Genomic DNA, 25,372 nt, shown 5'->3' with positions numbered 1-25,372 from the left:
GCAGCCCGACCCACAAGTGACCCACGCCTGGCCCACGACTGAGCCTCAACCGACTCACACCCGACCACGCGTGGCCCCTGCCGCTTCACGACTTACGACGAGAGTCCGCCGCCATGTACGAGCTGTCCCGGGTCCGCCTCTACTCCATCGGCCCCGCCGGTGCGCGCTACGCCGACACCGTGCTTGACCTGCGTGGAGTCGGCAAGCCCGTGCCCAACCCCGCCCCCACGCAGGCGGAGTTCTTCGAGGACGAGCCGGTCGGCCCACCGCGCCGCCCGGCGCCCGCCGGTGTGCTCTTCCTGGAGAACGGCGGCGGCAAGTCCGTCCTTCTCAAGCTGATCTTCTCGGTGATGCTGCCGGGTCACCGCAATACGCTCGGCGGCGCCAGCTCCGGCGTGCTGCGCAAGTTCCTGCTCGCCGACGACTGCGGCCACGTCGCCCTGGAGTGGCAGCACACGCTCACCGGCGAGTGCGTGGTCGTGGGCAAGGTCAGCGAATGGCGGGGGCGGCAGGTCTCCAACGACCCACGGAAGTTCGCGGAGGCCTGGTACTCCTTCCGGCCCGGCCCCGGGCTCAGCCTCGACTCGCTGCCGGTCGCCGAGTCCACCGCCGTCCGCCCGTACGGCGAAGGCGTGTCCGGCGCGCAGGGCCGCCGCCGCACCATGAAGGGCTTCCGTGACGCGATCACGGACGCGGGCAAGGCGTATCCGCACCTCGACATCCACTGGGAGGAGATCCACGACCGGTGGAACGAGCACCTCGGTGACGTCGGCCTCGACCCCGAACTGTTCCGCTACCAGCGGGAGATGAACTCCGACGAGGGCGAGGCGGCCGGCCTCTTCGCGGTCAAGAAGGACTCCGACTTCACCGACCTGCTGCTGCGGGCCGTCACCGATACCCGGGATACGGACGGCCTCGCCGACCTCGTCCACGGCTTCGGCAACAAGCTGGGGCGACGGGCCGAACTGATCGCGGAGCGGGAGTTCACGGCGGGCTCCGCCGACCTGCTCGGTCGCATCGTCGACGCGGCCGACACCCGACTGCGCTCCCGCGACATCCACGCGGGCGCCGAGCGCAGGACCCGCACGCTCTCCCGCAGGCTCACGGTGCGCGCCGCCGAGGAGCGTGGCCGCACCGGCGAGCTCGCGCAGCAGGTCACCGCCACCGCGCACAAGGTCACCGAGGCCGAGCAGGTCCGCAGCCGCAGCTCGCTGATCGCCGCCGAGCTCGCCTACCGGCACGCCTCATTGGCCCTGACCGCCGCCGAGAAGGCGGCGGGCGGCCAGCGCCGTGAGCTGGCCGACGCCCGTACGCTGCACGCCGCCTGGCAGGCGGCCGAGGTCGTCCTGCGCCACCGCGCCGCCGCCGACCGGGCCGCGCGGGTGACCGTCGCGATCCGCGAGGCGGAGCGGGACGCCGCACCGGCGCTGGCCGCCCGCGGCACCGCGGCCGGCGAGCTCGTACGGGCGCTGCACACGGCGGCGGAGGACGGCGAGCGCGTGGCGGCCGAGGAGGAAGAGCGCTCCGCGACGCTCCAGGAGACCGGCGAGGCGGCGCACCGCGATGCGACCACTGCCGCGACCCAGGCGCAGCGGGCGCGCAGCGAGGCCGGGCATCTGCGGCAGCGCCTCGGCGAGGTCGAGCAGGAGACGGCGGAGGCGGTGCGGGCCGGGTGGCTCGACGACACCGCCCCCGACGCCGACCCGGCGCGCGCGGCGCTCGCCGCCGTCGACGCGGAGAAACTGGCGGTCGCCGCCTGGGAAACCGCGCGGGATGCCGCTCGTACGACGGGCGACCGGGCGAAGGAGGCCACCGCCACGGAGAGCCGTGCCGATTTGGCGGCAGCACGAGCGTCGGACGCCGCGCAGGGCGCGGAGCACGCGTACCAGGCCGAGTACCGCGCGGCGGAATCGATCGCCGCGCACGACCGCCTGGCAGAGTTGCTGAGCCTGCCGTCCGCCCCGTCGGCGGCCGGGGGCGTACCGCAGCCCCGTCGAAGCGCGGCACAGGCCGGTTACCCGGACGCGCAGGGCGCGGACGGGTCTGCGTCCGCGGACGCCGCGTCCGGGCCCGACGACCGGGACGGCGGGACGGTCTCCGCGAGCGGCGACACCCCGGCCGCAGCCGCGACGGACGAGGCGGGCGACGCCTACGCCGGGCGGAGCGACGCCTCCCGCGAGTCGGGAGCCTCCGAGGGCGCCTACCACCCCCGTACCCCGCGCCCCACGGCGGAGGGCCCGCTCACCGTCGCGGAGCTCGACCGCAATGCCGAAGACCTGCTCCACCTGCTCGACCAGGGCGTCACCTCCGCCGAACGCCAGCTCTTCGGCATGCGTACGGCAGCCGCCGACGACGCACGGATTCTCGGCGCTCTCGGCGACGGCGGTCTGCTGCCCCCCGGCCCCGATGTCCTCGCCACCGTCGAGTTCCTCGGCGAGCACGGCATCCCCGCCCTGCCGGGTTGGCGCTACCTCGCGCAGGCCGTCGATCCGGGAGACCACTCCGCCGTGCTCACGGCGCGCCCAGAGTTGGTCGACGGCGTGGTCATCACCGACCCCGACGCACACGTACGGGCCCGCGAGGCGCTCGCCGGCGCCGCACTGCTGCCCCGCTCGGCCGTTGCCGTCGGCACCGCCGCCGCCCTGCTGGCCCCGGTGCCCGCACCCGGAGCCGACGGATCCGACCGCGGTGACGTCTTCCTCGTACCGCCGAACCCGGCCATGCACGACGAACACGCCGCGGACGAGGAGCGCCAGGCACTCAGAGCCCGCGCCGCCGCCCGCGACGAAGAGATCCGCAAGCTCGCCTCCAGGCTCACGGGCGACCGTGCCCTCGCGGCCCGCCTCGGCTCCTGGCGCGCCGACTGCCCGCCGGGGAGGCTCGACGAGCTCGCGGAGACGGCCGGTGTCGCGAGCGCCGCGGCCGAAACCGCCGAAGCCGCGCTCGCCGAGGCCCGTACGGCCCGTGCGGAGGCCGACGAGGCCGCGGCGGACGCAGCCCACGTCCGGGACGACCGGCAGGACTCCACCCAGCGTGCCCGCCGCGTCGCCGACGCCCTCGCGGGCCTCGCGCACCGGCTGCGCGAGCGCGCCGGCTGGCAGCTCAAGCTGCGTGAACTGACCGAGGAGGCCGCAGAGTCGGAGGCCAGGGCCACGGTCTGTCTGGAGCGTGCGAGGGCCGCCGACGAGGACCGCCGCGCCGCCCAGCGCACCGCCGACGACGCCCACCGGACGGCCCGCACCCTGCGGGCCGAGCGGGCCGAGATCGCCGGCGCGCCCGAGACCCTTCCCGAGCCCGATGAGAGCGCACCGCGCACCGCGCTGCCCGCCCTGCGCGAGGCCTACCGCGCCGCCTCACAGCTCTACGAGAAGGTCGGCGTGGGCGCGGACCTGCGGGCCGAACAGGCCAGGGCCGAGAGCGACGAGAGCACCGCCCTCACCGAGCTCAACCGGCTCACCAACAAGGTCCGCACCAAGGCCGCCCTGATGCTGGAGGGCACCGACGGGGCCGACGGTCCGTCCCGCCAGGCCGCCGCGGCCCGCGCCGAGTCCCTCGTGCAGATGCTGGAGTCCAGGGCCTCCGCCGCCAGCGAGCAGCTCGGCCGACTGCGCGGCGAGGCCGAGCGCCTCGCACCGCAGGACGCCCCGGCGCACACCGAGCTGCCCGACGAGCTGGTGCCTGCCGACGCCGAGCAGGCACAAGCCCTGCTGCGCACCGCCACCGGGGAGCTCGCCACCTGCTCCGACGCCCTGGAATCGGCCCGCGAGGCCCACGCCGAGCTGCTCCGGGCGCACCGCACGGCGGAGGACGCCGCAGGCGGCTTCGAGGAGACCGCGGCGATACTGCGTGACCTCCTCAGGGACCAGCAGCGGTCCGCCGAGGCGGCGGAGGCCGCCGAAGGAGCCGATGCCCCCGAGCCGTACCCGGGCAGCCTGGAGGAGGCGCGGCAGTCCGCCGCCGATTCCCGCCGCTCACTGCGCGGCTGCGCCGCCGACCTGTCCGCCGCCGACGCCGCGGTGCGCGAGACGAGCGACGTACTCGTACGGCATGCCAACTCCACGCGGTACGAGCAGGTAGGCACCCCCGCGCGCCAGCAGATCCGCGAACTGCCCGCCGCCGCACTGCCCGAGCACGCCGCGGCCTGGGCGGCGGCCTTCGCGCCCCGGCTGCGCGTGCTGACCGACGAGCTCGAGCAACTGGAGCGCAACCGCGGCAGCATCGTCGACCGGCTCCGCGGTCTCGTGGAGTCGGCGCTGACGACGCTCCGATCGGCGCAGCGGCTCTCGCAGCTGCCCGAAGGTCTCGGGGAGTGGTCCGGCCAGGAGTTCCTGCGGATCCGCTTCGAGGAGCCGGATCAAGCGACGCTGGTGGAGCGGCTCGGCGAGGTCATCGACGAAGCCACCCGCTCCGCCGTCAAGAGGAACTCGGATCTGCGCAGGGACGGAATGTCCTTGCTCCTGCGGGGTGTTCAGGCGGCCCTGGAGCCCAAGGGCATCTCCGTGGAGATCCTCAAGCCGGACGCAGTGCTGCGCGCCGAGCGGGTGCCGGTCGGGCAGATGGGAGACGTGTTCTCCGGTGGCCAGCTGCTGACCGCCGCCATCGCGCTGTACTGCACGATGGCCGCGCTGCGCAGCAACGACCGGGGCCGCGACAAGCACCGGCACGCCGGCACGCTGTTCCTCGACAACCCCATCGGCCGGGCCAACGCCACGTATCTGCTGGAGCTCCAGCGCGCGGTCTCGGACGCGCTCGGCGTTCAGCTGCTCTACACGACGGGCCTGTTCGACACGACCGCGCTCGCCGAGTTCCCGCTGGTCATCCGGCTTCGGAACGACGCAGACCTCAGGGCTGGGCTGAAGTACATCAGCGTCGAGGAGCACCTGCGCCCCGGCCTCCCGCAGCAGGACCCGGAAGCCGAGACAGTGCACGGCGAGATCACGGCGACACGGATGTTCAAGCGCACGCCCATGCCCGCCGAGTGACCTCTGCGGAGCGGGCACGGCCGCGCCAGCTGAGTAACGTCGGCGGACACGGGCGCGGTCGTGCCTGCCGGTTGGCCTCTACGGACACGGGCATCGTCACGACTGCCGGGTGACCTCGGCCGGTGTCCGTGCCCGCTAGGTGCCCCGAGCGACCGCGACCACGAGCGTGGGCGCGAGCGCACACGAGAGGCGCCACGCGAGAGGCGTCACGCGAGAAGCACAGGGGGCGGTCGAAGGAACGAGCGGCGGGGCTCAGGCCTGGGAGAGTCGGCCCGTCCCTGGCTGTCCCTGCGGCTCGCGTTCCCGTATGCGTGTCGACCGGCGGGCGGCCCGGCGCACTCGCCGTCGCTCGCGGCGCAGTTGGCGCGCCGTGCTGCTCGGCACGGACACCACGCCGTGCCGCTGGTTCCACACCTGGCGGGTCACCCACACGTCCAGCACGCCCCAGGTCGCGACCACCGTGCTGGCGACGCTGCTGAGGACCATCGGAAAGGCGAGCCAGGAGCCCGCGAGCGTGCACAGGAACGCGACCATTGCCTGGATCATCGTCAGCGACATGATGACGACGGCGCGCACGGCGGCCGTACGAACGGGGTCGGCCATCCGCGGCCGTATGGCGGGCTCCTCCACCCACAACTGCCTTGGCGCCCCGGCCTCCTCCGCCGATTCCGCCCCACGCGGGGCCGCCCTCGCACTCGCGTCAGCCGTCGCGCCCGGAGCCTTCACGGGTGCCGCGAACGTCCTGCGGTGCTCTTCCGTGTCCATCAAACCTTCACTCCCCACCACCTGGCCCCACGACCTGGCGTGCTGCTCAACCCGGTTGCGGGACAACCGCCTTCACGAACGGCTGCCCGTCTTACGCCCTTATATGCCGATCCACCGGGCCCAATGTGATAGGTGCGTCGCCATCATTCCCGTTCCCCCGTACAACAGGACGAATGACCGGCCTCGAAGATTCCCGCCGAGATGAGAATTTCAGCCATCTGCCCCGGTGGGGAACGAGGCGTCTCTTCAGGCCTCCTGTACCCCAGCCGGGCGCTCAACTACGGAAACCCAGTGCAAGTCATGATCAATCAGCCACGGTACGGCTGAAAATCGACCGGACAGGCCTTCGAGTTGCCGGAGTGACAGTAGTAGGCTCACGCCGTTTGTTGACGGAACATTTACCCCCGCTCGACGGGGGTTGAGCTGGGGGAGGCCATGCGCTTTCGCGGGAAGTCCATCCGCAGGAAGATCGTGGCGTTGCTGCTGGTGCCGCTCGTCTCCCTCACCTCACTGTGGGGATTCGCCACCGTGATCACCGGGCGCGAGGCCGACCAGCTTCTTGACGTCGCCTACATCGTCGAGCAGGTGGGCTACCCCATCGAGGACACGGTCAGGGTCATCCAGCAGGAACGCCGACAGACGCTGATCTATTTGGCGGACCCCCGGGCTTCCGACGCCCTTGCCGCTCTCCGCCGTGAACGCGCTCTGACCGACGCGTCCGTGGCGAAGATCAAGGAGCGGGCCGGGCAGCCCAATGTGCGCGACGAGATGCGCTCCCAGACCGAGCGGCGACTCGGCTCGCTCCTGGAGGCCTTCGAAGGCCTGGACGCGCTGCGCAGTTCCGTCGAGGACAGCACCGTCACGCGGCGGCAGGCCCTCGACCGCTTCAATCAACTGGTCGACCCCTGCTACGCCTTCCTGATGACCCTCCACGCCCTTGAGGACGTGGAGATGGACAAGCAGGGCCGCGCACTGGTCGGCGTCACCCAGGCCCGCGAGATGCTGTCCCGCCAGGACGCGCTGGTCGCCTCGGCCCTGGTCGCCCGCCAGTTCACCGCGCCCGAGCTGCGCGAGGTCTCGGGCCTGGTCGCCAACCGCAAGCTGCTCTACACGGTCAACCTGGAGAATCTGCCCTACGACGAGCGTGGCATCTTCGAGCGGTACTGGCGCAGCCCGGACACCGAGCCCCTGCGCAACGCCGAGGAACGTCTCATCGCATCGGGCGCGGGCAAGGAGCCGAAGGCCGTCAGCTTCAAGAGCTGGAACGAAGCCGCGACCGGCGTCCTCGACCACCTGGCCACCGAGGCCCAGGCCGCGAGCGACCGCTACCAGGACCGGGTCGACCCGGTCGCCTTCGGAGTCCTCATCCAGGCGGGCCTGGCCGGTGTGCTGGGCTTCCTCGCCCTGCTCATCTCGCTCGTCCTGTCCGTACGGATCGGCCGCAGTCTCGCCCGTGACCTCTCCCGGCTCCGCAAGGAGGCGCACGAGGCGTCCGGCGTCCGCCTGCCGAGCGTGATGCGCAGACTCGCCGCCGGCGAGGAGGTCGACGTGGAGACCGAGGCCCCGCGCCTGGAGTACGAGAGGGACGAGGTCGGCCAGGTCGGCCAGGCCCTCAACACCCTCCAGCGCGCAGCCGTCGAATCGGCCGTCAAACAGGCCGACATGCGCCGGGGCGTCTCCGAGGTCTTCGTCAACCTGGCCCGTCGCAACCAGGTTCTGCTGCACCGCCAGCTCACGCTCCTCGACACCATGGAGCGCCGCACCGAGGACACCGACGAGCTCGCGGACCTCTTCCGCCTCGACCACCTCACCACCCGCATGCGCCGCCACGCGGAAGGCCTGGTCATCCTGTCCGGCGCGACAGCGTCCCGGCAGTGGCGCAAGCCCGTACAGCTCATGGACGTCGTACGCGCCGCCGTCGCCGAGGTCGAGGACTACGAGCGCATCGAGGTACGCAGGCTGCCGCGCATCGGCGTCGGCGGTCCCGCGGTCGCCGACCTCACCCACCTGATCGCCGAACTCCTAGAGAACGCCACGGTGTTCTCGCCGCCGCACACCGCTGTCCAGGTGCACGGTGAGCGCGTCGCCAACGGCTTCACGCTGGAGATCCACGACCGCGGCCTGGGCATGACTCCCGAAGCCCTGCTCGACGCCAATCTGCGGCTCGCCGAGACCCCCGAGTTCGAGCTGTCGGACACCGACCGGCTCGGTCTCTTCGTGGTCAGCCGGCTCGCCCAGCGGCAGAACGTCCGGGTCTCGCTCCAGCCGTCCCCGTACGGCGGAACCACCGCGATCGTCTTCATTCCCGCCGCACTGCTCACTGATGCCCCGGAGACCAACGGCACCGGCTTCCGGCTCGACCGCAAGCACGCCGCCGACAGCCCGGGCATTGGGGACGGCGGCCGTCGCCAGCCCGTCACGACCCTCGCCCGTGTCCCCGCGGAACTCGCGGCCCAGGCGGTCCTCGACGGACCGGTGGAGCTCGAACCCCCGCTCGGCGTCCTGGGCCTCGAAGAGGCAACGCTCGGAGCTCTCGCCGACATCGAGGACACGGAGAGCGAGCGCGGCGGCATTTTCCGGCCCCGTGAGCGCCCCCGGGACCGCGGCCGGGACACCCTCGGCGAGCAGCACCAGCAGGCCTCCGAGCCGTTCCCCGAGAGCGGCGAGCGCGCCCACCCGGGCGCCGCGGTCCCGCTGCCCCGCCGCAAGACGTCGAGTCCCGTTCCGCCGGCCGCGCAGCACCCGCCGAAGCCACCGACCCTGGTGTCCGACAACGGCCGTCTCGTCGGCGGCCGCAGGCGACCTCCGGCCGAGCGTACGGACCGTACCTTCTCCACCCCACCCGCACGGGAGCAGGCCGCCGCGGACGAGCCCCCGGGCCTGCCGCCGCTGGACGGACTGCCCCGACGCGTCCGCCAGGCCAGCCTCGCCCCGCAGCTGAAGGACACCGACACCGCCGGCCGCACCGGATCCGCCACCGACGCGCCCGTCACCGAGCAGGACACCGAGCGCGACGCCGACGAGGTGCGCAGCCGTATGGCCTCGCTCCAGCGCGGCTGGCAGCGCGGCCGTCGCGAGAACGACGAGCCCGAGGAGAGCGGCGCGACGGGCGGGCACGGCGCAGCACCGGGCGACACAGCACCAGGAACCACACCAGAGGGGAACGGTCGATGACCGCACCGAACGCCGCAGCACACAACGCCACAGGCAGGGGTTCCGGGGAGCTCAACTGGCTCCTCGACGAATTGGTCGAGCGCGTCGGCAGTATCCGTAAGGCGCTGGTGCTCTCCAGCGACGGCCTGCCCACCGGCGCGTCGAAGGATCTGACGCGCGAGGACGGCGAACACCTCGCCGCCGTCGCTTCCGGCTTCCACAGCCTCGCCAAGGGGGTCGGTCGGCACTTCGAGGCGGGCCGCGTGCGACAGACCGTCGTGGAGCTCGACGAGGCCTTCCTTTTCGTCACCGCGGCGGGCGACGGCAGCTGTCTCGCCGTGCTGTCGGACGCCGACTCCGACGTCGGCCAGGTCGCGTACGAGATGACGTTGATGGTCAAGCGGGTCGGCGTGCACCTGATGACCGCGCCCCGCTCCGGTCTGCCCGCCGGAGGGTGAGTGGATTGGCATGAGCGAATCAGGCCAACAGGGATCGCCGCACTGGTTCGACGACGACGCGGGTCCCGTCGTACGCCCGTACGCGATGACACGTGGCCGGACCAGCAGTGCGACCCGGCACCGGCTCGACCTGATCGCGCTGGTCGTTCCCGAGCCCGCCGCCGACGACCCGGGACGCGACCAGACGCTCGCCCCCGAGCATGTCGAGATCGTCGAACTGTGCAGTGAGACACCGCAGTCCATCGCCGAGCTCGCCGCGGGCCTCGACCTCCCTGTCGGGGTGGTCCGGGTGCTCGTCGGTGACCTCGTCGAGGACGAACTGGTGCATGTGACCCGACCCGTACCGCCGGCGGAGCTGCCGGACGAGAGCATCCTTCGCGAGGTAATCAATGGTCTTCGGGCGCTCTAGCCGCAAGAAGCGACCGGTGGACCCGGTGACGCTCAAGATCCTGGTGGCAGGCGGATTCGGGGTGGGCAAGACCACCCTGGTGGGCGCGGTCAGCGAGATCAGACCGCTGCGCACCGAGGAGACGCTCACCGAGGCGGGCCGTCCTGTCGACGACGTCGAAGGGGTCGAGGGCAAGACCACCACCACGGTGGCCATGGACTTCGGGCGCATCACGCTCCGCGAGGACCTGGTGCTCTACCTCTTCGGCACCCCCGGCCAGGACCGCTTCTGGTTCCTCTGGGACGAGCTGGCGCAAGGCGCGCTCGGCGCCGTCGTGCTCGCCGACACCCGGCGCCTGGAGGACTGTTTCGCGGCCATCGACTACTTCGAGCGACGCGGCATTCCCTTCGCGGTCGCCGTCAACTGCTTCGAGGGCGCCAACCGTTACCCCCCGGAGACGGTGCGCGCGGCGCTCGATCTCGATCAGAACGTGCCACTGCTGCTGTGCGACGCACGGGACCGCGAAACGGTCAAGACCGTACTCATCGCCGTCGTCGAGCATGCGCTGGCCCGCTCCGCCGACCGGCGGCAGACCGCGTCCACCTGACGCCGGGCGCCCAGGTGCAGGAGCGGCCCGTACCCCCGCCGACAGGGGTACGGGCCGCGCTCTTCGGGGCCGCGCGGGCGCGCCCGCGCGGCCGTCGGACTACCCCTGCCCGTCCTCCTGCCAGCCGAAGCTCCGCTCCACGGCCTTGCGCCAGTTGTGGAGCCCACGGTCGCGCTCCTGCGCCTCCATCCGCGGCGTCCACTCGACATCGCGCTGCCAGTGCGCCTTCAGCTCGTCCAGGTCCGACCAGACCCCGGTCGCGAGTCCCGCCGCGTACGCCGCGCCCAGGCAGGTCGTCTCGGAGATCTTCGGCCGGATGACGGGCACGCCCAGGACGTCCGCCTGGTGCTGCATCAGCAGATTGTTGCCGGTCATGCCGCCGTCCACCTTCAGCGTGGTGATGGCGACGCCCGAGTCCTGGTACATCGCGTCGACGACCTCCTTGGTCTGCCAGCTGGTGGCCTCCAGGACCGCCCGCGCCAGGTGCGCCTTGGTCACGTACCCCGTCAGCCCGGTGATGACGCCACGGGCGTCGGAGCGCCAGTAGGGGGCATAGAGCCCGGCGAAGGCCGGCACGATGTAGGCGCCGCCGTTGTCGTCGACGCTCGCGGCGAGCGTCTCGATCTCGTCCGACGTACGGATGATTCCCAGCTGGTCCCTGAACCACTGGACCAGGGCGCCGGTGATCGCGATCGACCCCTCCAGGCAGTAGACCGGCGGCTCGCCGCCGATCTTGTAGCCCACCGTGGTGAGCAGGCCGTTCTTCGAGGCGACCGGCCGGTCGCCGGTGTTGAGGAGCAGGAAGCTGCCTGTTCCATAGGTGTTCTTGGCCGTGCCGACGTCATAACAGGCCTGCCCGAAGACGGCGGCCTGCTGGTCGCCGAGCGCCGAGGCCACCGGCACCCCCGCCAGCTGCCCGACGGCCGTCCCGTACACCTCGGACGACGACTTGATCTCCGGCAGTACGGCCTCGGGCACATTCATCGCCGACAGGATCGAGCGGTCCCACTGGAGCGTCGCGAGGTCCATCAGCATGGTGCGCCCGGCATTGGTCACATCCGTGACGTGTACGCCGCCGTCCGTGCCCCCAGTGAGATTCCAGATCAGCCAGGAGTCAATGGTCCCGAAAGCGATCTCGCCGCGCTCCGCGCGACCGCGCAGCCCCGGGACGTTGTCCAGCAGCCAGGTCACCTTGGGGCCGGAGAAGTAGCTCGCGAGCGGCAGACCGGTGGTCTCCCTGAAGCGGTCCTGGCCGTCCGTGCCACCCAGCTCCTTGCAGAGCGCCGCCGTGCGGGTGTCCTGCCAGACGATCGCGTTGTGCACCGGCTTTCCGGTGGCCCGGTCCCACAGCACCGTCGTCTCACGCTGGTTGGTGATGCCCAGCGCGCTGAGCTGCTCGGGGCGCAGTCCCGCCTTGGCGATCGCGCCCGCGACGACGGCCTGCACCTTGGACCAGATCTCGGTCGCGTCGTGCTCCACCCACCCCGGTTTGGGGAAGATCTGGCGGTGTTCGCGCTGGTCCACGGAGACGATCGCACCGGAGTGGTTGAAGATGATGCAGCGGCTGGAGGTGGTGCCCTGGTCGATGGCGGCGACGTACTTCTCGGTCTGCCCAGTGTTTTCCGTCATGTCGTCCCCTCGGTCGGAAGGATCTGAGGCTTGAGGGCCCAGTGGTCCTGCTGCGCGATCGGAGCCCGTTCGGGCGCTCCGGGGATTTCAGAAGGCCAGGTTGTAGACGACGCCCGCGAGGGCCCCGCCGATGAGCGGGCCCGCCACCGGCACCCAGGCGTAACTCCAGTCGGAGGTGCCCTTGTCGGGGACGGGCAGTACGGCGTGGACGAGGCGTGGTCCCAGGTCGCGGGCCGGATTGATGGCATACACCGGAGGGCCCGCCGAGCGACAGGCCGATGCCGACCACCAGGAGGGACACGATCAGCACCTGGGTGCCGGACTCGCCGAGTCCCTTGGTCAGGCCGAACGCCAGGACCGGCAGCACCAGCCCCGTGGTCGCGATGATCTCGGTGACGAGGTTGGCGACCGGGCTGCGGATCTCCGGGATGGTGGAGAAGATGCCCAGCGTCGGCAGCGCCGTCTCCTGGTCCTGGTTGGCGGCGAACTGGGCTTAGTAGACGAGCCAGGCGAGTACGGCCCCGAGTACCGCGCCGGCCAGCTGCCCGAGGACGTACACCCAGACCTGGCCCCAGACGCCGGTGTCGATGGCGATTCCGAGCGTCACCGCCGGATTGGGATGGCCCCCGGACAGCGGCGCCGCCGTGTACGCCCCCGGCGAGCACGCCGAAGCCCCAGCCGAAGGAGATGACGACCCACCCCGCGGCCTTCGCCTTGGAGTGGTTCAGCGTGACGGCGGCGCACACTCCGGCGCCGAAGAGGATCAATATGGCGGTGCCGATGATCTCACCGACGAAGACGTCCCCGTTGCTCATGGCGGCTCCTAGGCCCTCGCCCGGGGTCGGAGCCCGGTCCTGAAGTGCAGGGTGCGTTTTCCATGGCCGCGGAGTCGAAAGCGGGGGAGTCCCGTACCCCGCCCGGCCCCGTGACGTGCCTGCCGAGCCGGTGGGATCGCCCGTGGGGGAGGTGCCCCGGAGGCAGGGCTGCGCCCCGCGTGTCCGGGAGCCGTCGTGCGGCGACGCCGACTGACACCGGAAGTGTTCACCGGCGGTGACGGACCGTCAAGGTCGTCGACAGCAACCGCTGGCCGGGGAGGCAGCGCCCCGCCGAGGCGGCCTCAGCGCACGGCGATCACCGCGGAGCCGTGCCCGAACAGCCCCTGGTTCGCGGTGAGTCCGGTGCGCGCCCCCGGCACCTGCCGCTCGCCCGCCGTGCCGCGCAGCTGCCAGGTCAGCTCGCAGACCTGCGCGATGGCCTGGGCGGGCACCGCCTCGCCGAAGGAAGCCAGTCCGCCGCTCGTATTGACCGGGATCCGGCCGCCGAGCGCCGTCGCGCCCTCCCGCAGCAGCTTCGCGCCCTCTCCCGTCCCGCACAGCCCGATGTCCTCGTACCACTCCAGCTCCAGAGCGGTGGAAAGGTCGTAGACCTCGGCGAGGGAGAGGTCGTCGGGCCCGATGCCCGCCTCCTCGTACGCCGCCCGCGCGATCGAGGCCCGGAAGGAATCGGGGGAGGGGGCAACCGCGGCGGACGAATCGGTGGCGATGTCGGGCAGGTCGAGCACGGCCTTGGGGTAGGTGGGCGTGATGGTCGAGACGGCGCGGATACGGACCGGGTCGCTCACCCCCCGGCGGCGCGCGAACTCCATGCTGCACAGCACGAGTGCGGCGGCGCCGTCGGAGGTGGCGCAGATGTCGAGTAGCCGCAGCGGATCGGCGACCACCGCGGACGCCGCGACGTCCTCGGCGGTGACGGGCTTGCGGTAACGGGCGTTGGGGTTGAGCGCGCCGGCCACCGCGTTCTTCACCTTGACCTGGGCGAAGTCCTGCGGCGTATCGCCGTACAGGTGCATGCGGCGGCGGGCGTAGAGCCCGAAGTACGCGGGGTTCGTCGCCCCGAGGACCCTGAAGCGCAGCCAGTCGGGGTCCTCGGGGCGCTCACCGCCCGCCGGCGCGAAGAATCCTTTGGGCGCCGCGTCCGCACCCACCACCAGCGCCACGTCGGCCATGCCGGACAGGATCTGGGCGCGGGCGGTGTTGACGGCCTGCGCGCCGGACGCGCAGGCGGCGTACACACTCGTCACGCGCGCCCCCTGCCAGCCGAGCGCCTGCGCGAACGTCGCGCCCGCCACATAGCCGGGGTAGCCACCGCGCACCGTCTCCGCGCCGACGACGGACTGCACGTCCTGCCAGGGCACCCCGGCGTCGGCGAGCGCGGCACGCGCCGCCACCGTGCCGTACTCGATGAAACTGCGCCCCCACTTGCCCCATGGGTGCATGCCCGCGCCGAGCACCGCCACGTCGCCGGTCATGACCGCGCCCCGTCCGTGTCCACTGCGACGGGCCGCCAGTGCCAGGTCGTCCAGGTGGTCCCCGCCGCCTCGTCCTCGTTGAGCACCCCGGGAACGACTTCGACCTCCATGCCCACCGCCAGATCCGCGGTCGTCAGGCCGGGTGCGGCCTGCCCGAGGACCACCATGCCCTCGGCCGCGAGCTCGACGGCGACCAGCGTGTACGCCGTCCAGTCCACGGCCGGGTCGCTGACGTAGGGCGCGGGCGGGCGGTAGCGGCTGTCGGTGTACGACCACACGCGGCCCCGCTTGGACAGCGGCACCTCGGCCAGCTCACCGCCGACGCAGGCCGGATTGCGGCACAAGGCGTCCTGGCGTGGGAAGAAGACCGAGGCGCACGCCGAGCAGCGGGTGCCCAGCAGCCGGAAGTCCTCCCGGTCCGTCTCCACGGTGAACCAGCCGGCCACCACGGGTGTGCGTGTGTGCGTCAAGAGCCCTCCCCTGCACAGGAACTGACGGTACGTCAGAAGTGTGCCACGGGTCAGCGGTTCTCCGCGAGCCACTTGGCGGCGGTCTCCGCCAGCTCACTGTCGCGGCCCGCGAGCATCGTCCGGATCATCTGTACATCGCCGCGCAATGACCAGGCGGGATGTCCGAAGCTGGCGGGGTTGTTCTTCTCGATCAGGAAATGCGCGGGCCAGGCGGCGCCGTAACCGATCAGCGGCAGCGCGGCGGCATACCGCTTCCGGCCGCGCGCCAGGCCGTACACGCTGACGCAGAGACCGGTGAGCGTGCCGACGAGATGGACCCAGCGGGTCGCCGCCCTGGAATGCATCGCGACGTAGTAGGGCCAGAATTCCTCGTACGAATCAAAAGTCTGCTGCTCCATACCGGCACCGTAATGGCCCGACGGAGAACCGGATACAGGCGATCGGCGTCCGAAGGGGGGAGCGGACGGCCGGGGCCCACGGGGGTGGCCCCGGCTGTCCGTCACCCGCGCCTCTTACGGAACAGTCCTTACGGCCTCGGGGCAATGGCGCGTGGGCTCCCGCCGCCCCGCGACTCCGCCTTGGATGCGAAGCCGCATGGCGCCGCTCGCTGATCCACCCTCCGTCGCCCCCGAATTCGTTAGTGACCGGCGACCGAACGGCGCGACACCGGGAAGTCGAAGAACGTGTCGGGGAACAGCTCGGGCTTGAAGGTGTAGTGCCACCACTCCTCAGCCAGATTCACGAAACCCGCGTCCGCCAGGGAGCCCTTGAGCAGCTGCCGGTTGGCGCGCTGCTCGCCCCCGATCCGCGGATCGTCGGTGTGCGACAGGGTGTCGAAGCAGTCGTAGCCCGTGCCCATGTCCACGGAGTTGTCCGGGAAACGCTCGGCCTTCGGCGCGTAGCAGGACGTGAGGGGCTCACCCGGCAGGTACGGACGCGTGGGCTCGGCCGGCAGCCTCACGATCGTCAGATCCACCGTGCTGCCCCGGCTGTGCCCGGACTTCTCCGCGATGTAGCCGTCCGCGAACAGCCGCGACTTGTCGACCCGGGGATAGAACTCCTTCTTCATCGCCTCGTCTTCGAGGTCCTTCGCCCACCGTACGAAGTGGTCGACGGCCCGTTGCGGCCGGTAGCAGTCGTAGACCTTCAGCGAGTAGCCGCGACGCAGCAGTTTCAGCTGGGTCTGCTGGAGGGCCTTCGCGGCGGGCCCGGTCAGAATGCAGACGGGCCGGCGGTAGCCGTCGACCGGCTCGCCCATGAAGTTGTGCCCGGTGGCGTAGCGCATCTCCTGGATGATCGTCGGCGCCACGGACCGCAGGGCCACGAACTCCCTGGGAGCCTTCGGTTCGGGCTTCGCCTGCGCCGTGGGGGAGACGGCGGTGACGGTGAGCAGGGCGACGGCCGCGGTGGCCAGGGCGCGGAGTGCGGAGGCAAGTCCTGTCATGGACCTTCGTCTATCAGGTCAACGGCCCGCCGGGGAAGGGCGATCGGATACAGTCCGCGCGTGTCCGGACCCACGAACAAGCCCGCCCAGGCCGCCACCGGGGCCCCTGCGGAGTCGCCCGACCAGGTTCCAGCGGGAATCTCCGCCCGACCCCCGGCCGTGTCCGTCCCCGTTCGGGACTCCCACTGTGCCAGCTGCGGGGCGCCCTACCCGCCGGGTGTCGGCTGGCCGCGCTCCTGCCCCGCCTGCGGCACCGCGGCATACCGCAACCCGTTGCCCGTCGCCGTCGCCCTGCTGCCGGTACGTGACGCGCAGGGCACCGGACTCGTCGTGATCACCCGCACCATCGAGCCCCGGATCGGCGGAATCGCGCTGCCCGGCGGCTTCATCGACCACGGCGAGGACTGGCGGCACGCCGTCGTACGCGAACTGCGGGAGGAGACGTGCATCTACGCCGACGAGAGCCAGGTGCGCCTCGCCGACGCACGAAGCTCCCCGGCCGGCCACCTGCTGCTCTTCGGCCTGCTCCCCGAACGCGCGCTCGCGGAGCTGCCGCTGTCCGTCCCCACGGACGAGACGAGTGGTTGGCACCTCCTGCGAGAACCGGCCGAACTGGCCTTCCCGCTCCACACGGAAGCAGCGCAGGCCTGGTTCGCAGGCGACCACGCGCCCGGCCCCCTCAACCTGCCCACCACATCCAACCCCTCCGGCGCTTCCGGCACTTCCGGCCCGTAGGGCGTTTGAGGACACCGGGACCCCGGGGGCGCGCCCCCGGGTACGGGAAAGGGCGCGGGCAGGGGAAGGCTCCCCACGCCTCACACCCCCCGCACCCGAACCGGCAGCCCCACCTCCCCGCCCCCCTCCCGCTCCACCACGACTCGCCCGCCGTGCACCCGAGTCGTGAACCGCTCCACCTCCGCCGGTTCCCAGCCGTCCCCCGCATCCCTGACGACCAGCCCACCGCCCGTACACCCCGCCGCGGGCGCCCACACGTCGAGCGCGAGCCCGCCGTCCTCACCCCGCACAGGAATCACCGCACCGGCCCGCGCCAGTACCGGGATACGGGAGAGCGGCGCGTCGATCAGCACCTGCCCCGGGCCCTCGTACGCCTCACCGGTAGCCGTGTCGTACCACCGCCCGCGCGGCAGCCGCACCGCCCTCCGGTCCGTCCCTTGCTCCAGCACGGGCGCCACCAGCAGACAGTCCCCGAGCAGGAAGGCGTCCTCGCAGTCCCGCAGCGCCCGGTCCTCCGGGGCGCCCCACCACACGGGCCGCGCATAGGGCGCGCCGGTGAGACGGGCCAGATGGGACAGCGTCACGAAGTAGGGCCGCAGCCGCTCCCGCTCCACGAGCGCGGCCCTCGCGTGCTCAAGCACCCGCGGACCGAACTCCCAGGGCTCCCGGCGGCCCGCGGTGAGCGCCGCGTGCGTACGGAACAGCGGCAGGTGCGCGCCCAGCTGGAACCAGCGCAGATACAGCTCGGGTGAAGGGCTGCCGTTGAAGCCACCCACATCGGGACCGGAGTACGGCACTCCGCACAGCCCCATGCCGAGCACCAGGGAGAGCGAGGCGCGCAGCCCCGGCCAGCCGGTCGACACGTCACCGGACCAGGTCCCGCCGTACCTCTGCATTCCGGCCCACCCGGAACGCGAGAAAAGGAACGGCCGCTCGTCGGGACGCAATCGGCGCAACCCCTCGTAACCGGCGCGCGCCATCGCCAGACCGTAGACATTGTGGGCCTCCCGGTGATCACCGCCCCGCCCCTCCAGATCGTGCCGCGCGGAACGCGGCAGCGTCGGATCACCGAAGGCGGAGAAGGAAACCGGCTCGTTCATGTCGTGCCACACCCCGGAGAACCCCTGCGCGAGTCGCTCCTCGTACAGCGATCCCCACCAGTCACGCGCGCGTGGAGCGGTGAAATCGGGATAGACGCACGCGCCGGGCCAGACCTCACCGCGCACCTCGTCGCCCCGCGCGTCCCGCACGAAGAGCCCGGCGGCCGACCCGCTGTCGTACAACGCGCTGCCACGCTCCGCCCTGACAGCGGGATCGACGATCGACACCAGCCGCACTCCCGACTCCCGAAGGTCGGCCGCGAGCCCGGGGAGACCGGGGAACCGCTCGCGGTCGACCGTGAAGACCCGATGCCGGTCGTGGTGGTCGATGTCGAGATGCAGCACGGACAGCGGCAACCCCCGCTCCTGATAGCCCCCGACGATCCGCCGCACCTCCCGCTCGCTGCCGAAACCCCAACGCGCGTGCTGGGGACCGAGCGCCCACGACGGGGGGAGCGCGGGCGCCCCCGTGAGCGCCGCCCAGCCGTGCAGCACGCGCGCGGGCGCGCCCGCCACGACCCAGCAGCGCAGCGGGCCGCCCTCCATGCGTATTTCACTGGTGCCCGGCCGGTCGTGCCCCGAGCCCGCTCCCTCCTCGCCCTCCCGCAGGGTCACCCGGCCCTCCCACGTGTTGTCGTGGAAAGCCAGATGCGTGCCCGCGTCGGAAACGATCACCTGCACCGGCATCGTGATGTAGAGCGGATCGTCACCCGGCGCGAAGCTGCCCCCGGGGTCGCTGTTCCACAGCCGATACGTACCGTCACGCAGCCGGGGCCCGGAAGCCCGGCCGCCGAGGCCGAAAAAACGCGCGTCGGCCGGCACCTCACTGCGCTGCACCCAGCGCGCGGGCCCCCCGGCGACCGGCTCCCACCAACGCGGCGGCAACTCCCGACGGAGCACCACCCCACCCGGTGTACGCACCTCGACAGAGCCGTGCCGTGACACGGCGACAGTGAGCCGCTGCGACACCACCCGCCAGCCGCCGTCCTTGTCGGGCTCAAGCCCGGCCCTCGGGTCGGGCTCGGGGCAGGCGCCCGCGAGCGCGTACGAGGGCTCGGGGTCCGCGCCGTCCCAGCCCCAGAAGACCGCGCCGCCCACAGCCACCATCACCCGCAGCTCCGAACGGGCGAACCGCACGACCCCACCGCCCGGCTGAGGCTCCGCCCCGGTCACCGGACCCGGCACCCGGGCACGCTCCGCGCCCCTGGGGGCCAGCCCCCAGGCATCCGTACGATGCCGCCGCCAGGCCGAGCGCGCCGCGCGCAGCCCCCGCACCATGCCGACCAGTCTCACCGAGCGCACCAGGTCACGACCGTCCATACGGCTCACCCTGCCACCCGGCGGACCGTACGCGGGAGGCGTTCAGCAGCCGTTCACCCGTGGTATGCCCAAACGACCAGGTGCCCGGCTGTGTGCGGCCCGCCCTGGTGCCAAAGACGATCACATGGCATCGTCCGTGTCAGCCGCCGCGTGCGCACACCCTCCGCACGTGCGCGCCACAACGCACACCACGCGTACAGCCCGGGAGCCGCCCCATGACCTCAGCACCCAACGCCGCGCCCCTCTGGCAGCCGGACGCAGACCGCATCGCAGCCGCCGCGGTCACCCGCTTCCAGGCCTGGGCGGCCGAGCGGTACGGCGCGCCCGCGGAGGGCGGCTACCCGGCGCTGCACCGCTGGTCGGTCGACGAGCTCGACACGTTCTGGAAGGCCGTGGCCGACTGGTTCGACGTCCGGTTCTCGACCCCGTACGAGACGGTTCTCGCCGACCGGTCCATGCCCGGCGCCCAGTGGTTCCCCGGCGCCACCCTCAACTACGCCGAGCACGCGCTGCGCACCGCGGAGGACCCGGCCCGCGCGGACGACCCGGCCCTCCTGTACGTCGACGAGACCCACGAGCCCACCCCGGTCAGCTGGTCCGAACTGCGCCGCCAGGTGGGGTCGCTCGCCGCCGAACTGCGCGCCCTCGGCGTACGCCCCGGAGACCGGGTCAGCGGCTACCTGCCCAACATCCCCCAGGCGACCGTCGCCCTGCTCGCCACCGCTGCCGTCGGTGGCGTCTGGACCTCCTGCGCCCCCGACTTCGGTGCGCGCAGCGTCCTCGACCGCTTCCAGCAGGTCGAGCCCGTCGTCCTGTTCACCGTGGACGGCTACCGCTACGGCGGCAAGGAGCACAACCGCAGCGAGGCCGTCGCCGAGCTGCGCCGCGAACTGCCCACCCTGCGCGCGGTGGTCCACATCCCGCTCCTCGGCACCCCGGCCCCCGAAGGCGCCGTCGAGTGGTCCGCGGTCACCTCCGCGGACACCGAGCCGGTCTTCGAGCAGGTCCCCTTCGAGCACCCGCTGTGGGTCCTGTACTCCTCAGGCACCACCGGCCTGCCCAAGGCCATCGTCCAGTCCCAGGGCGGCATCCTCCTGGAGCACTTCAAGCAGATCGGCCTGCACTGCGACCTGGGCCCCCAGGACCGCTTCTTCTGGTACACCTCCACCGGCTGGATGATGTGGAACTTCCTCATCTCCGGTCTGCTCACCGGCACCACGGTTGTCCTGTACGACGGCAGCCCCGGCCACCCGGACACCGGCGCGCAGTGGCGGATCGCCGAACGCACCGGGGCCACGCTCTTCGGCACCTCGGCCGCCTACGTCATGGCCTGCGCCAAGGCGGAGGTCCATCCCGCCCGCGACTTCGACCTCTCCGCCGTCAAATGCGTCGCCACCACGGGGTCCCCGCTCCCGCCCGACGGCTTCCGCTGGCTCCACGACGAGGTCGCGTCCGACCTGTGGATCGCCTCCGTCAGCGGCGGAACCGACGTCTGCAGTTGCTTCGCCGGCGCCGTCCCCACCCTCCCCGTCCACATCGGAGAGCTTCAGGCCCCCTGCCTCGGCACCGACCTGCAGGCCTGGGACGCCCAGGGCAAGCCGCTCACGGGCGAGGTGGGCGAGCTGGTGGTCACCAACCCCATGCCGTCCATGCCGATCCGCTTCTGGAACGACCCCGACGGCGCCCGCTACCACGACAGCTACTTCGACACCTACCCCGGCGTCTGGCGCCACGGCGACTGGATCACCCTCACCGACCACGGCTCGGTGATCATCCACGGCCGCTCCGACTCGACGCTCAACCGCCAGGGCGTGCGCATGGGTTCGGCCGACATCTACGAGGTGGTCGAGCGCCTCCCCGAGATCCGTGAATCCCTGGTCATCGGAGTGGAAGAGCCCGACGGCGGCTACTGGATGCCCCTGTTCATCCACCTTGCCGACGGCGCGACGCTCGACGACGACCTGCGCACCCGTATCAAGCAGGCCATCCGCACCCAGCTCTCCCCGCGCCATGTTCCCGACGAGGTGATCGAGGTCCCCGGCATCCCTCACACCCTCACGGGCAAGCGCATCGAGGTCCCCGTCAAGCGCCTCCTCCAGGGCGCGGCCCTGGACAAGGCCGTCAACCCGGGGTCGGTGGACAACGTCGGCCTGCTGCACTTCTACGAGGACCTCGCCCGCACCCGCCGCTGACTCCCGGCCATGACTGTCAGTGCCTGCGGTTACGGTGAGTGAGCAATCATCAACTGCGCGCAGGGGGAGTCATGGCGCATACCAAGCACATCAAGCGCACCACGAGCAAGAGCATGCGACGGATGCTCCGCCGCGAAGTGCCGAGCACAGTAGGCCTGTTGGCCGAGGAGCAGGACTTCGCGGCGATGACGAGGTACCGCAGTTTCGTCTTCGACGACCACTCGGTGTACCTCCAGCAGGTCGAAGACCTGCTGCGGTCCCTCGCGGCCCAGGGGGTGCACACCACCGTCACCCTCTTCGATCCGGAGGAGTTCCTGGAGTTCTGCGAGACCTCCGGACTCGACCCGGACACACCGCTGAGCAGGACCCGTTTCATCGCGGAGCTCGCGATCGGCGGCGCGTCCGTTCCGTACAGCGGGCAGCCCATCGACCGGCTGGTTCCTCTGCTGATCAACGAAGCGGTCCGCCAGGCCACTTGGGACTACGCGACGCTCCTGCTGGCCGACCTGGGAACCTGCGCCGAGTGCGGGAAGGACATCGGCCGGGAATCCTTCGACCGTGCCTCGCGACTCGTGCTGCGGCTGCTCGAAGCGGCCGGCGCCGGCACTCACCACCTGGTCTGCAGTGTCCCGGCCGAGGAGGCCCAGTTGCTGGCCGTCCTGCACGTGGAGCGCGCGGGCGAGGAGCCGGTCCGTCCGTCCGGATCCGAAAGCGCGGAGTTCGTGACGGTCCTCGCGGCGGGCCTGGCCATGGAGAGCGCCGGGGGAGTGGTGCTCAGGACCACCGGGCCCGGCGAGCCGGACCGGCTTCGCGGTTGGCGACTGAACCGCGGCAGCCTCGTCGCGCTCAGTGCCGGCGAGGTGTTCAGCGCCTACTGCACGGACGCGGAAACCGGCGACCCCGTGTCACCGGAGCCGGGCGTCGAGTACTGCCCGGGTTTCGTCGTCGAAGATCCGGAGCCCCGCCACTGAACGACCGAGGGGCTGTCCGCGCTCGGCGGACAGCCCCTCGACCCGGATCCTGGTCGGTCACTCCCCGGACAGCACCGCCTGCGCGGCCGCACGGGCCTCGTCGGCGGTGTCGGTGGCGCGCGCTGCCGCGGCTGCGCGCTCACACTGCGCGAGGGTGTATTTCGCCAGCGCCGCACGGACATAAGGAATGGCCTTCGCCCCCATCGAGAGGGAGGTCACGCCCAGCCCCGCCAGCACACAGGCGAGCAGCGGGTCGGCCGCGGCCTCGCCACACACACCACAGCTCTTGCCCTCGGCCCCGGCGGCGTCGGCGGACATCGCGACCAGGTCGAGCAGCGCGGGCTGCCACGGGTCCTGAAACCGGGCCACCGCACCGACCTGGCGGTCGGCCGCGAAGGTGTACTGCGCCAGGTCGTTGGTCCCCAGCGAAAGGAACTCGACTTCCTGCAGAATCGAGCGGGCCCGGAGCGCGGCGGACGGAATCTCCACCATCGCGCCGAACTTCGCCTGCAACCCTGCCTCGCGGCACGCGTCCGCAAATGCCTTGGCGTCCGTACGGTCCGCGACCATCGGCGCCATGACGTCGAGGTACACCGGCAGCCCCTCGACGGCCTTGGCCAGTGCGGTCAACTGGGTGCGCAGCACATCGGGGTGCTCGAGCAGGGACCGGAGCCCACGCACACCCAGCGCCGGGTTAGGCTCCTCGGCCGGCGTCAGGAAGTCGAGCGGCTTGTCCGCACCGGCATCCAGGACCCGCACTACGACACGGCCCTCGGGGAAGGCCTCAAGTACCTGACGGTAGGCCTCGACCTGCTTCTCCTCCGTCGGCGCCTGCGAGCTGTTGTCGAGGAAGAGGAACTCCGTACGGAACAGGCCGATGCCCTCGGCGCCGGCCTCGACCGCAGCCGGCACGTCGGCGGGACCGCCGATGTTGGCGAGCAGCGGCACCTTGTGTCCGTCGGACGTCGCACCGGGACCGGTCGAGGCGGCAAGCGCCGCCCGGCGTTCCGCGGCAGCGGCTTCGAGTTCCGCACGCTTCTCGGCGCTCGGCTCGACGAAGATCTCACCCGTGCTGCCGTCCACCGCGACGACCGTTCCCTCGGCCAGCTCACCGGCACCAGGCATGGCCACCACGGCAGGTACGCCCAGCGCACGCGCGAGAATCGCGCTGTGGCTGGTCGGCCCGCCTTCTTCGGTCACAAAGCCCAGCACCAGAGCGGGGTCGAGCAGCGCGGTGTCGGCGGGAGCGAGGTCCCGGGCGATCAGCACGTATGGCTCGTCGCTGTCCGGCACACCGGGCATCGGCACGCCGAGCAGGCGCGCGACGATACGGTTCCGCACGTCGTCGAGGTCTGCCACTCGGCCGGCCATGTACTCGCCGGCACCGGCGAGCAGTTCCCGGTAGGTGGCGAACGCGTCGTAGACACCACGCTCGGCGCTGCTGCCGACAGCGATCCGCCGGTCCACATCAGCCATCAGCTCGGGATCCTGGGCCATCATGGCCTGCGCCTCAAGCACATGCTGTGCCTCGCCGCCGGCCAGATTGCCGCGTGCGATCAGATCGGCCGCCACAGCCTCAACCGCCTGGCGGGCACGCCCCTGTTCGCGCCCGGCCTCCTCGACGGGAATCTGCTTGGCAGGCGGCTCGAGAACCGCCGTGCCCATGTGCCGAACCTCGCCGATGGCCACACCGTGGCTCACGCCGACGCCTCGCAGCGTTGTCTCCATTTCACCCGTCTCCGGTTATTGCGGCGGGCTCCGCCGCCGCGATGAATGTCGTACCCACGGCCGTTACTGCGGCGCGGGCGTCACTTCCAGCTGAAGAGAGCTTCGCCGGACTTCACGTCGCCGTCCTCGACCAGGCCGGAGAGGGAGTCGGCCGTGGCCTCGAGCGCCACAATGGGACACACCGGCGACTTGCCGGCCGCTTCCACGGCTGCCGGGTCCCAACGTACGACCTCCTGGCCGCGCGTCACGGTGTCCCCCTTATTGACGAGCAACTCGAAGCCCTCGCCGTTGAGCTGCACCGTGTCGATGCCGAGGTGCGTCAGCACCCCGTGACCTTCGTCGTCGACGACGACGAAGGCGTGCGGGTGCAGCGAGACAATGACTCCGTCAATAGGGGCCACCGCCGCCGACGGCTCACGCACGGGGTCGATGGCGGTGCCGGGACCGACCATCGCTCCGGAGAACACGGGGTCGGGGACTGCGGCGAGTCCGATGGCGCGTCCAGCAAGAGGGGATGAAACGCTGGTCATGGGGAGCCTCCCAGGGGCGGAGATTCGTGGGCCGCCGTCACTACCTGTCCTGGACGGCGTACTGTTCAGAAGCGTAAGTCATGAGAAGTCCCGGTTCCGCACGAGACGTACTACTTGGCGGACCTAGGGACGCACCAGAAACGATTTGCCTCGTCTGCTGGTGGCATGTACTGTCGTACTTCTGCCTGACACCAACACGCACTCCATCGTGAGTCGTGGGTCGGCAGCGTCTATCAAAACCTGACCCTATCCTGAATTCGAACTTTTGCGTGCTCGCAGAAGGTTGGTCAGGAGCGCGGAAAAGGACTGGTAGAGTCGGAATCGCCGGAAAGGGAAACGCGAAAGCGGGAACCTGGAAAGCACCCCGCCGGCGGGGAATTGGACACGAAAGCGTCTGGTAGAGTCGGAAACACGAAATACCGAAGGGAAGCGCCCGGAGGGCCCCGTGAAAAGGGACCAAAGGAAGCGTCCGTTCCTTGAGAACTCAACAGCGTGCCAAAAGTCAACGCCAAATGTTGATACCCCGGCCCACCTTTACTGGTGGGTTGGTGGTTCCTTTGAAAAAGACCTGGACGATCCCCGCTCTGGCGGG

The 25,372-nt window shown here is 71.4% G+C and carries 18 protein-coding genes and 1 pseudogene; 9 read left to right on the top strand and 10 right to left on the bottom strand.

Annotated features, from left to right (window positions below):
* Positions 1–113: 113 nt before the first annotated feature.
* Complete coding sequence (locus tag ACLLJJ_RS04490; RefSeq protein WP_434587949.1) at positions 114–4,982, top strand: hypothetical protein; 4,869 nt, start codon at positions 114–116, stop codon at positions 4,980–4,982.
* Between the two features lie 252 nt (positions 4,983–5,234).
* Here ACLLJJ_RS04490 and ACLLJJ_RS04485 read toward each other — a convergent pair whose 3' ends face one another.
* A complete protein-coding gene (locus ACLLJJ_RS04485) occupies positions 5,235–5,747 on the bottom strand; it encodes a hypothetical protein (RefSeq protein ID WP_434587948.1) in 513 nt (170 codons plus the stop codon).
* A 435-nt stretch (positions 5,748–6,182) separates the two neighbouring features.
* On the opposite strand from ACLLJJ_RS04485, the gene ACLLJJ_RS04480 reads away from it, so the two are divergent.
* From ACLLJJ_RS04480 to ACLLJJ_RS04465, 4 genes are read left to right on the top strand one after another with little or no spacing between them, the layout of a single operon-like run.
* Positions 6,183–8,921 carry a nitrate- and nitrite sensing domain-containing protein gene (locus ACLLJJ_RS04480; RefSeq protein ID WP_434587947.1) on the top strand — a complete coding sequence of 913 codons (2,739 nt, stop codon included), beginning with the start codon at positions 6,183–6,185 and terminating at the stop codon, positions 8,919–8,921.
* Positions 8,918–9,358 carry a roadblock/LC7 domain-containing protein gene (locus tag ACLLJJ_RS04475; protein WP_283521651.1) on the top strand — a complete coding sequence of 147 codons (441 nt, stop codon included), beginning with the start codon at positions 8,918–8,920 and terminating at the stop codon, positions 9,356–9,358. Before ACLLJJ_RS04480 ends, ACLLJJ_RS04475 begins: the two co-directional genes overlap by 4 nt.
* A 10-nt stretch (positions 9,359–9,368) precedes the next feature.
* Entirely contained in the window at positions 9,369–9,767 is a 399-nt protein-coding gene (locus tag ACLLJJ_RS04470; RefSeq protein WP_283521652.1) for a DUF742 domain-containing protein, read from the top strand.
* Entirely contained in the window at positions 9,748–10,353 is a 606-nt protein-coding gene (locus tag ACLLJJ_RS04465) for a GTP-binding protein (RefSeq protein WP_434587946.1), read from the top strand. The genes ACLLJJ_RS04470 and ACLLJJ_RS04465 overlap by 20 nt, the downstream gene beginning before the upstream one ends.
* A gap of 99 nt (positions 10,354–10,452) precedes the next feature.
* Here the strand turns inward: ACLLJJ_RS04465 and glpK are convergent, their stop codons facing one another.
* Positions 10,453–11,982 (bottom strand): glycerol kinase GlpK, encoded by a 1,530-nt coding sequence (gene glpK, locus ACLLJJ_RS04460; protein ID WP_434587945.1) that lies wholly within the window; start codon positions 11,980–11,982, stop codon positions 10,453–10,455.
* A gap of 87 nt (positions 11,983–12,069) precedes the next feature.
* Positions 12,070–12,749: pseudogene (locus tag ACLLJJ_RS04455) on the bottom strand (MIP/aquaporin family protein).
* Between ACLLJJ_RS04455 and ACLLJJ_RS04450 the strand changes: the two are divergent.
* Complete coding sequence (locus ACLLJJ_RS04450; protein ID WP_434600685.1) at positions 12,670–12,840, top strand: hypothetical protein; 171 nt, start codon at positions 12,670–12,672, stop codon at positions 12,838–12,840. The pseudogene ACLLJJ_RS04455 and the gene ACLLJJ_RS04450 sit on opposite strands and share 80 nt — an antisense overlap.
* Before the next feature lie 259 nt (positions 12,841–13,099).
* Here the strand turns inward: ACLLJJ_RS04450 and ACLLJJ_RS04445 are convergent, their stop codons facing one another.
* The 4 genes from ACLLJJ_RS04445 to ACLLJJ_RS04430 form a co-directional block, all read right to left on the bottom strand.
* A complete protein-coding gene (locus tag ACLLJJ_RS04445; protein ID WP_434587944.1) occupies positions 13,100–14,290 on the bottom strand; it encodes a lipid-transfer protein in 1,191 nt (396 codons plus the stop codon).
* The gene (locus tag ACLLJJ_RS04440) at positions 14,287–14,739 is read right to left on the bottom strand and encodes a Zn-ribbon domain-containing OB-fold protein (RefSeq protein WP_434600300.1); all 453 of its coding nucleotides are present in this window, start codon (positions 14,737–14,739) and stop codon (positions 14,287–14,289) included. The genes ACLLJJ_RS04445 and ACLLJJ_RS04440 overlap by 4 nt, the downstream gene beginning before the upstream one ends.
* Before the next feature lie 71 nt (positions 14,740–14,810).
* The gene (locus ACLLJJ_RS04435; RefSeq protein ID WP_434587943.1) at positions 14,811–15,158 is read right to left on the bottom strand and encodes an Mpo1-like protein; all 348 of its coding nucleotides are present in this window, start codon (positions 15,156–15,158) and stop codon (positions 14,811–14,813) included.
* Between the two features lie 239 nt (positions 15,159–15,397).
* A complete protein-coding gene (locus ACLLJJ_RS04430; RefSeq protein WP_434587942.1) occupies positions 15,398–16,204 on the bottom strand; it encodes a M15 family metallopeptidase in 807 nt (268 codons plus the stop codon).
* A 138-nt stretch (positions 16,205–16,342) separates the two neighbouring features.
* Between ACLLJJ_RS04430 and ACLLJJ_RS04425 the strand changes: the two genes are divergently transcribed.
* A complete protein-coding gene (locus ACLLJJ_RS04425; RefSeq protein WP_434600299.1) occupies positions 16,343–16,939 on the top strand; it encodes an NUDIX domain-containing protein in 597 nt (198 codons plus the stop codon).
* 80 nt (positions 16,940–17,019) lie between these two features.
* Here ACLLJJ_RS04425 and ACLLJJ_RS04420 read toward each other — a convergent pair whose 3' ends face one another.
* Positions 17,020–19,359: a glycoside hydrolase family 31 protein gene (locus ACLLJJ_RS04420; protein ID WP_434587941.1), complete on the bottom strand. Its 2,340-nt coding sequence runs from the start codon at positions 19,357–19,359 to the stop codon at positions 17,020–17,022.
* A gap of 215 nt (positions 19,360–19,574) precedes the next feature.
* Between ACLLJJ_RS04420 and ACLLJJ_RS04415 the strand changes: the two genes are divergently transcribed.
* Positions 19,575–21,551, top strand: a complete 1,977-nt coding sequence (locus ACLLJJ_RS04415) for an acetoacetate--CoA ligase (RefSeq protein ID WP_434587940.1) — start codon at positions 19,575–19,577, stop codon at positions 21,549–21,551.
* A 71-nt stretch (positions 21,552–21,622) separates the two neighbouring features.
* A complete protein-coding gene (locus ACLLJJ_RS04410) occupies positions 21,623–22,522 on the top strand; it encodes a hypothetical protein (RefSeq protein WP_434587939.1) in 900 nt (299 codons plus the stop codon).
* A 57-nt stretch (positions 22,523–22,579) separates the two neighbouring features.
* On the opposite strand, the gene ptsP is transcribed toward ACLLJJ_RS04410, so the two are convergent.
* The gene (gene ptsP, locus ACLLJJ_RS04405) at positions 22,580–24,250 is read right to left on the bottom strand and encodes a phosphoenolpyruvate--protein phosphotransferase (RefSeq protein WP_434587938.1); all 1,671 of its coding nucleotides are present in this window, start codon (positions 24,248–24,250) and stop codon (positions 22,580–22,582) included.
* Positions 24,251–24,330: 80 nt separating this feature from the next.
* Positions 24,331–24,780: a PTS sugar transporter subunit IIA gene (locus tag ACLLJJ_RS04400; protein WP_434587937.1), complete on the bottom strand. Its 450-nt coding sequence runs from the start codon at positions 24,778–24,780 to the stop codon at positions 24,331–24,333.
* Between the last annotated feature and the right edge of the window lie 592 nt (positions 24,781–25,372).

The sequence above is a fragment of the Streptomyces sp. A5-4 genome (assembly GCF_051131715.1).
GTDB lineage: Bacteria > Actinomycetota > Actinomycetes > Streptomycetales > Streptomycetaceae > Streptomyces.
The sequence above is the reverse complement of the archived record's forward strand: the minus strand, read 5'-3'. Positions and strand labels throughout refer to the sequence as shown.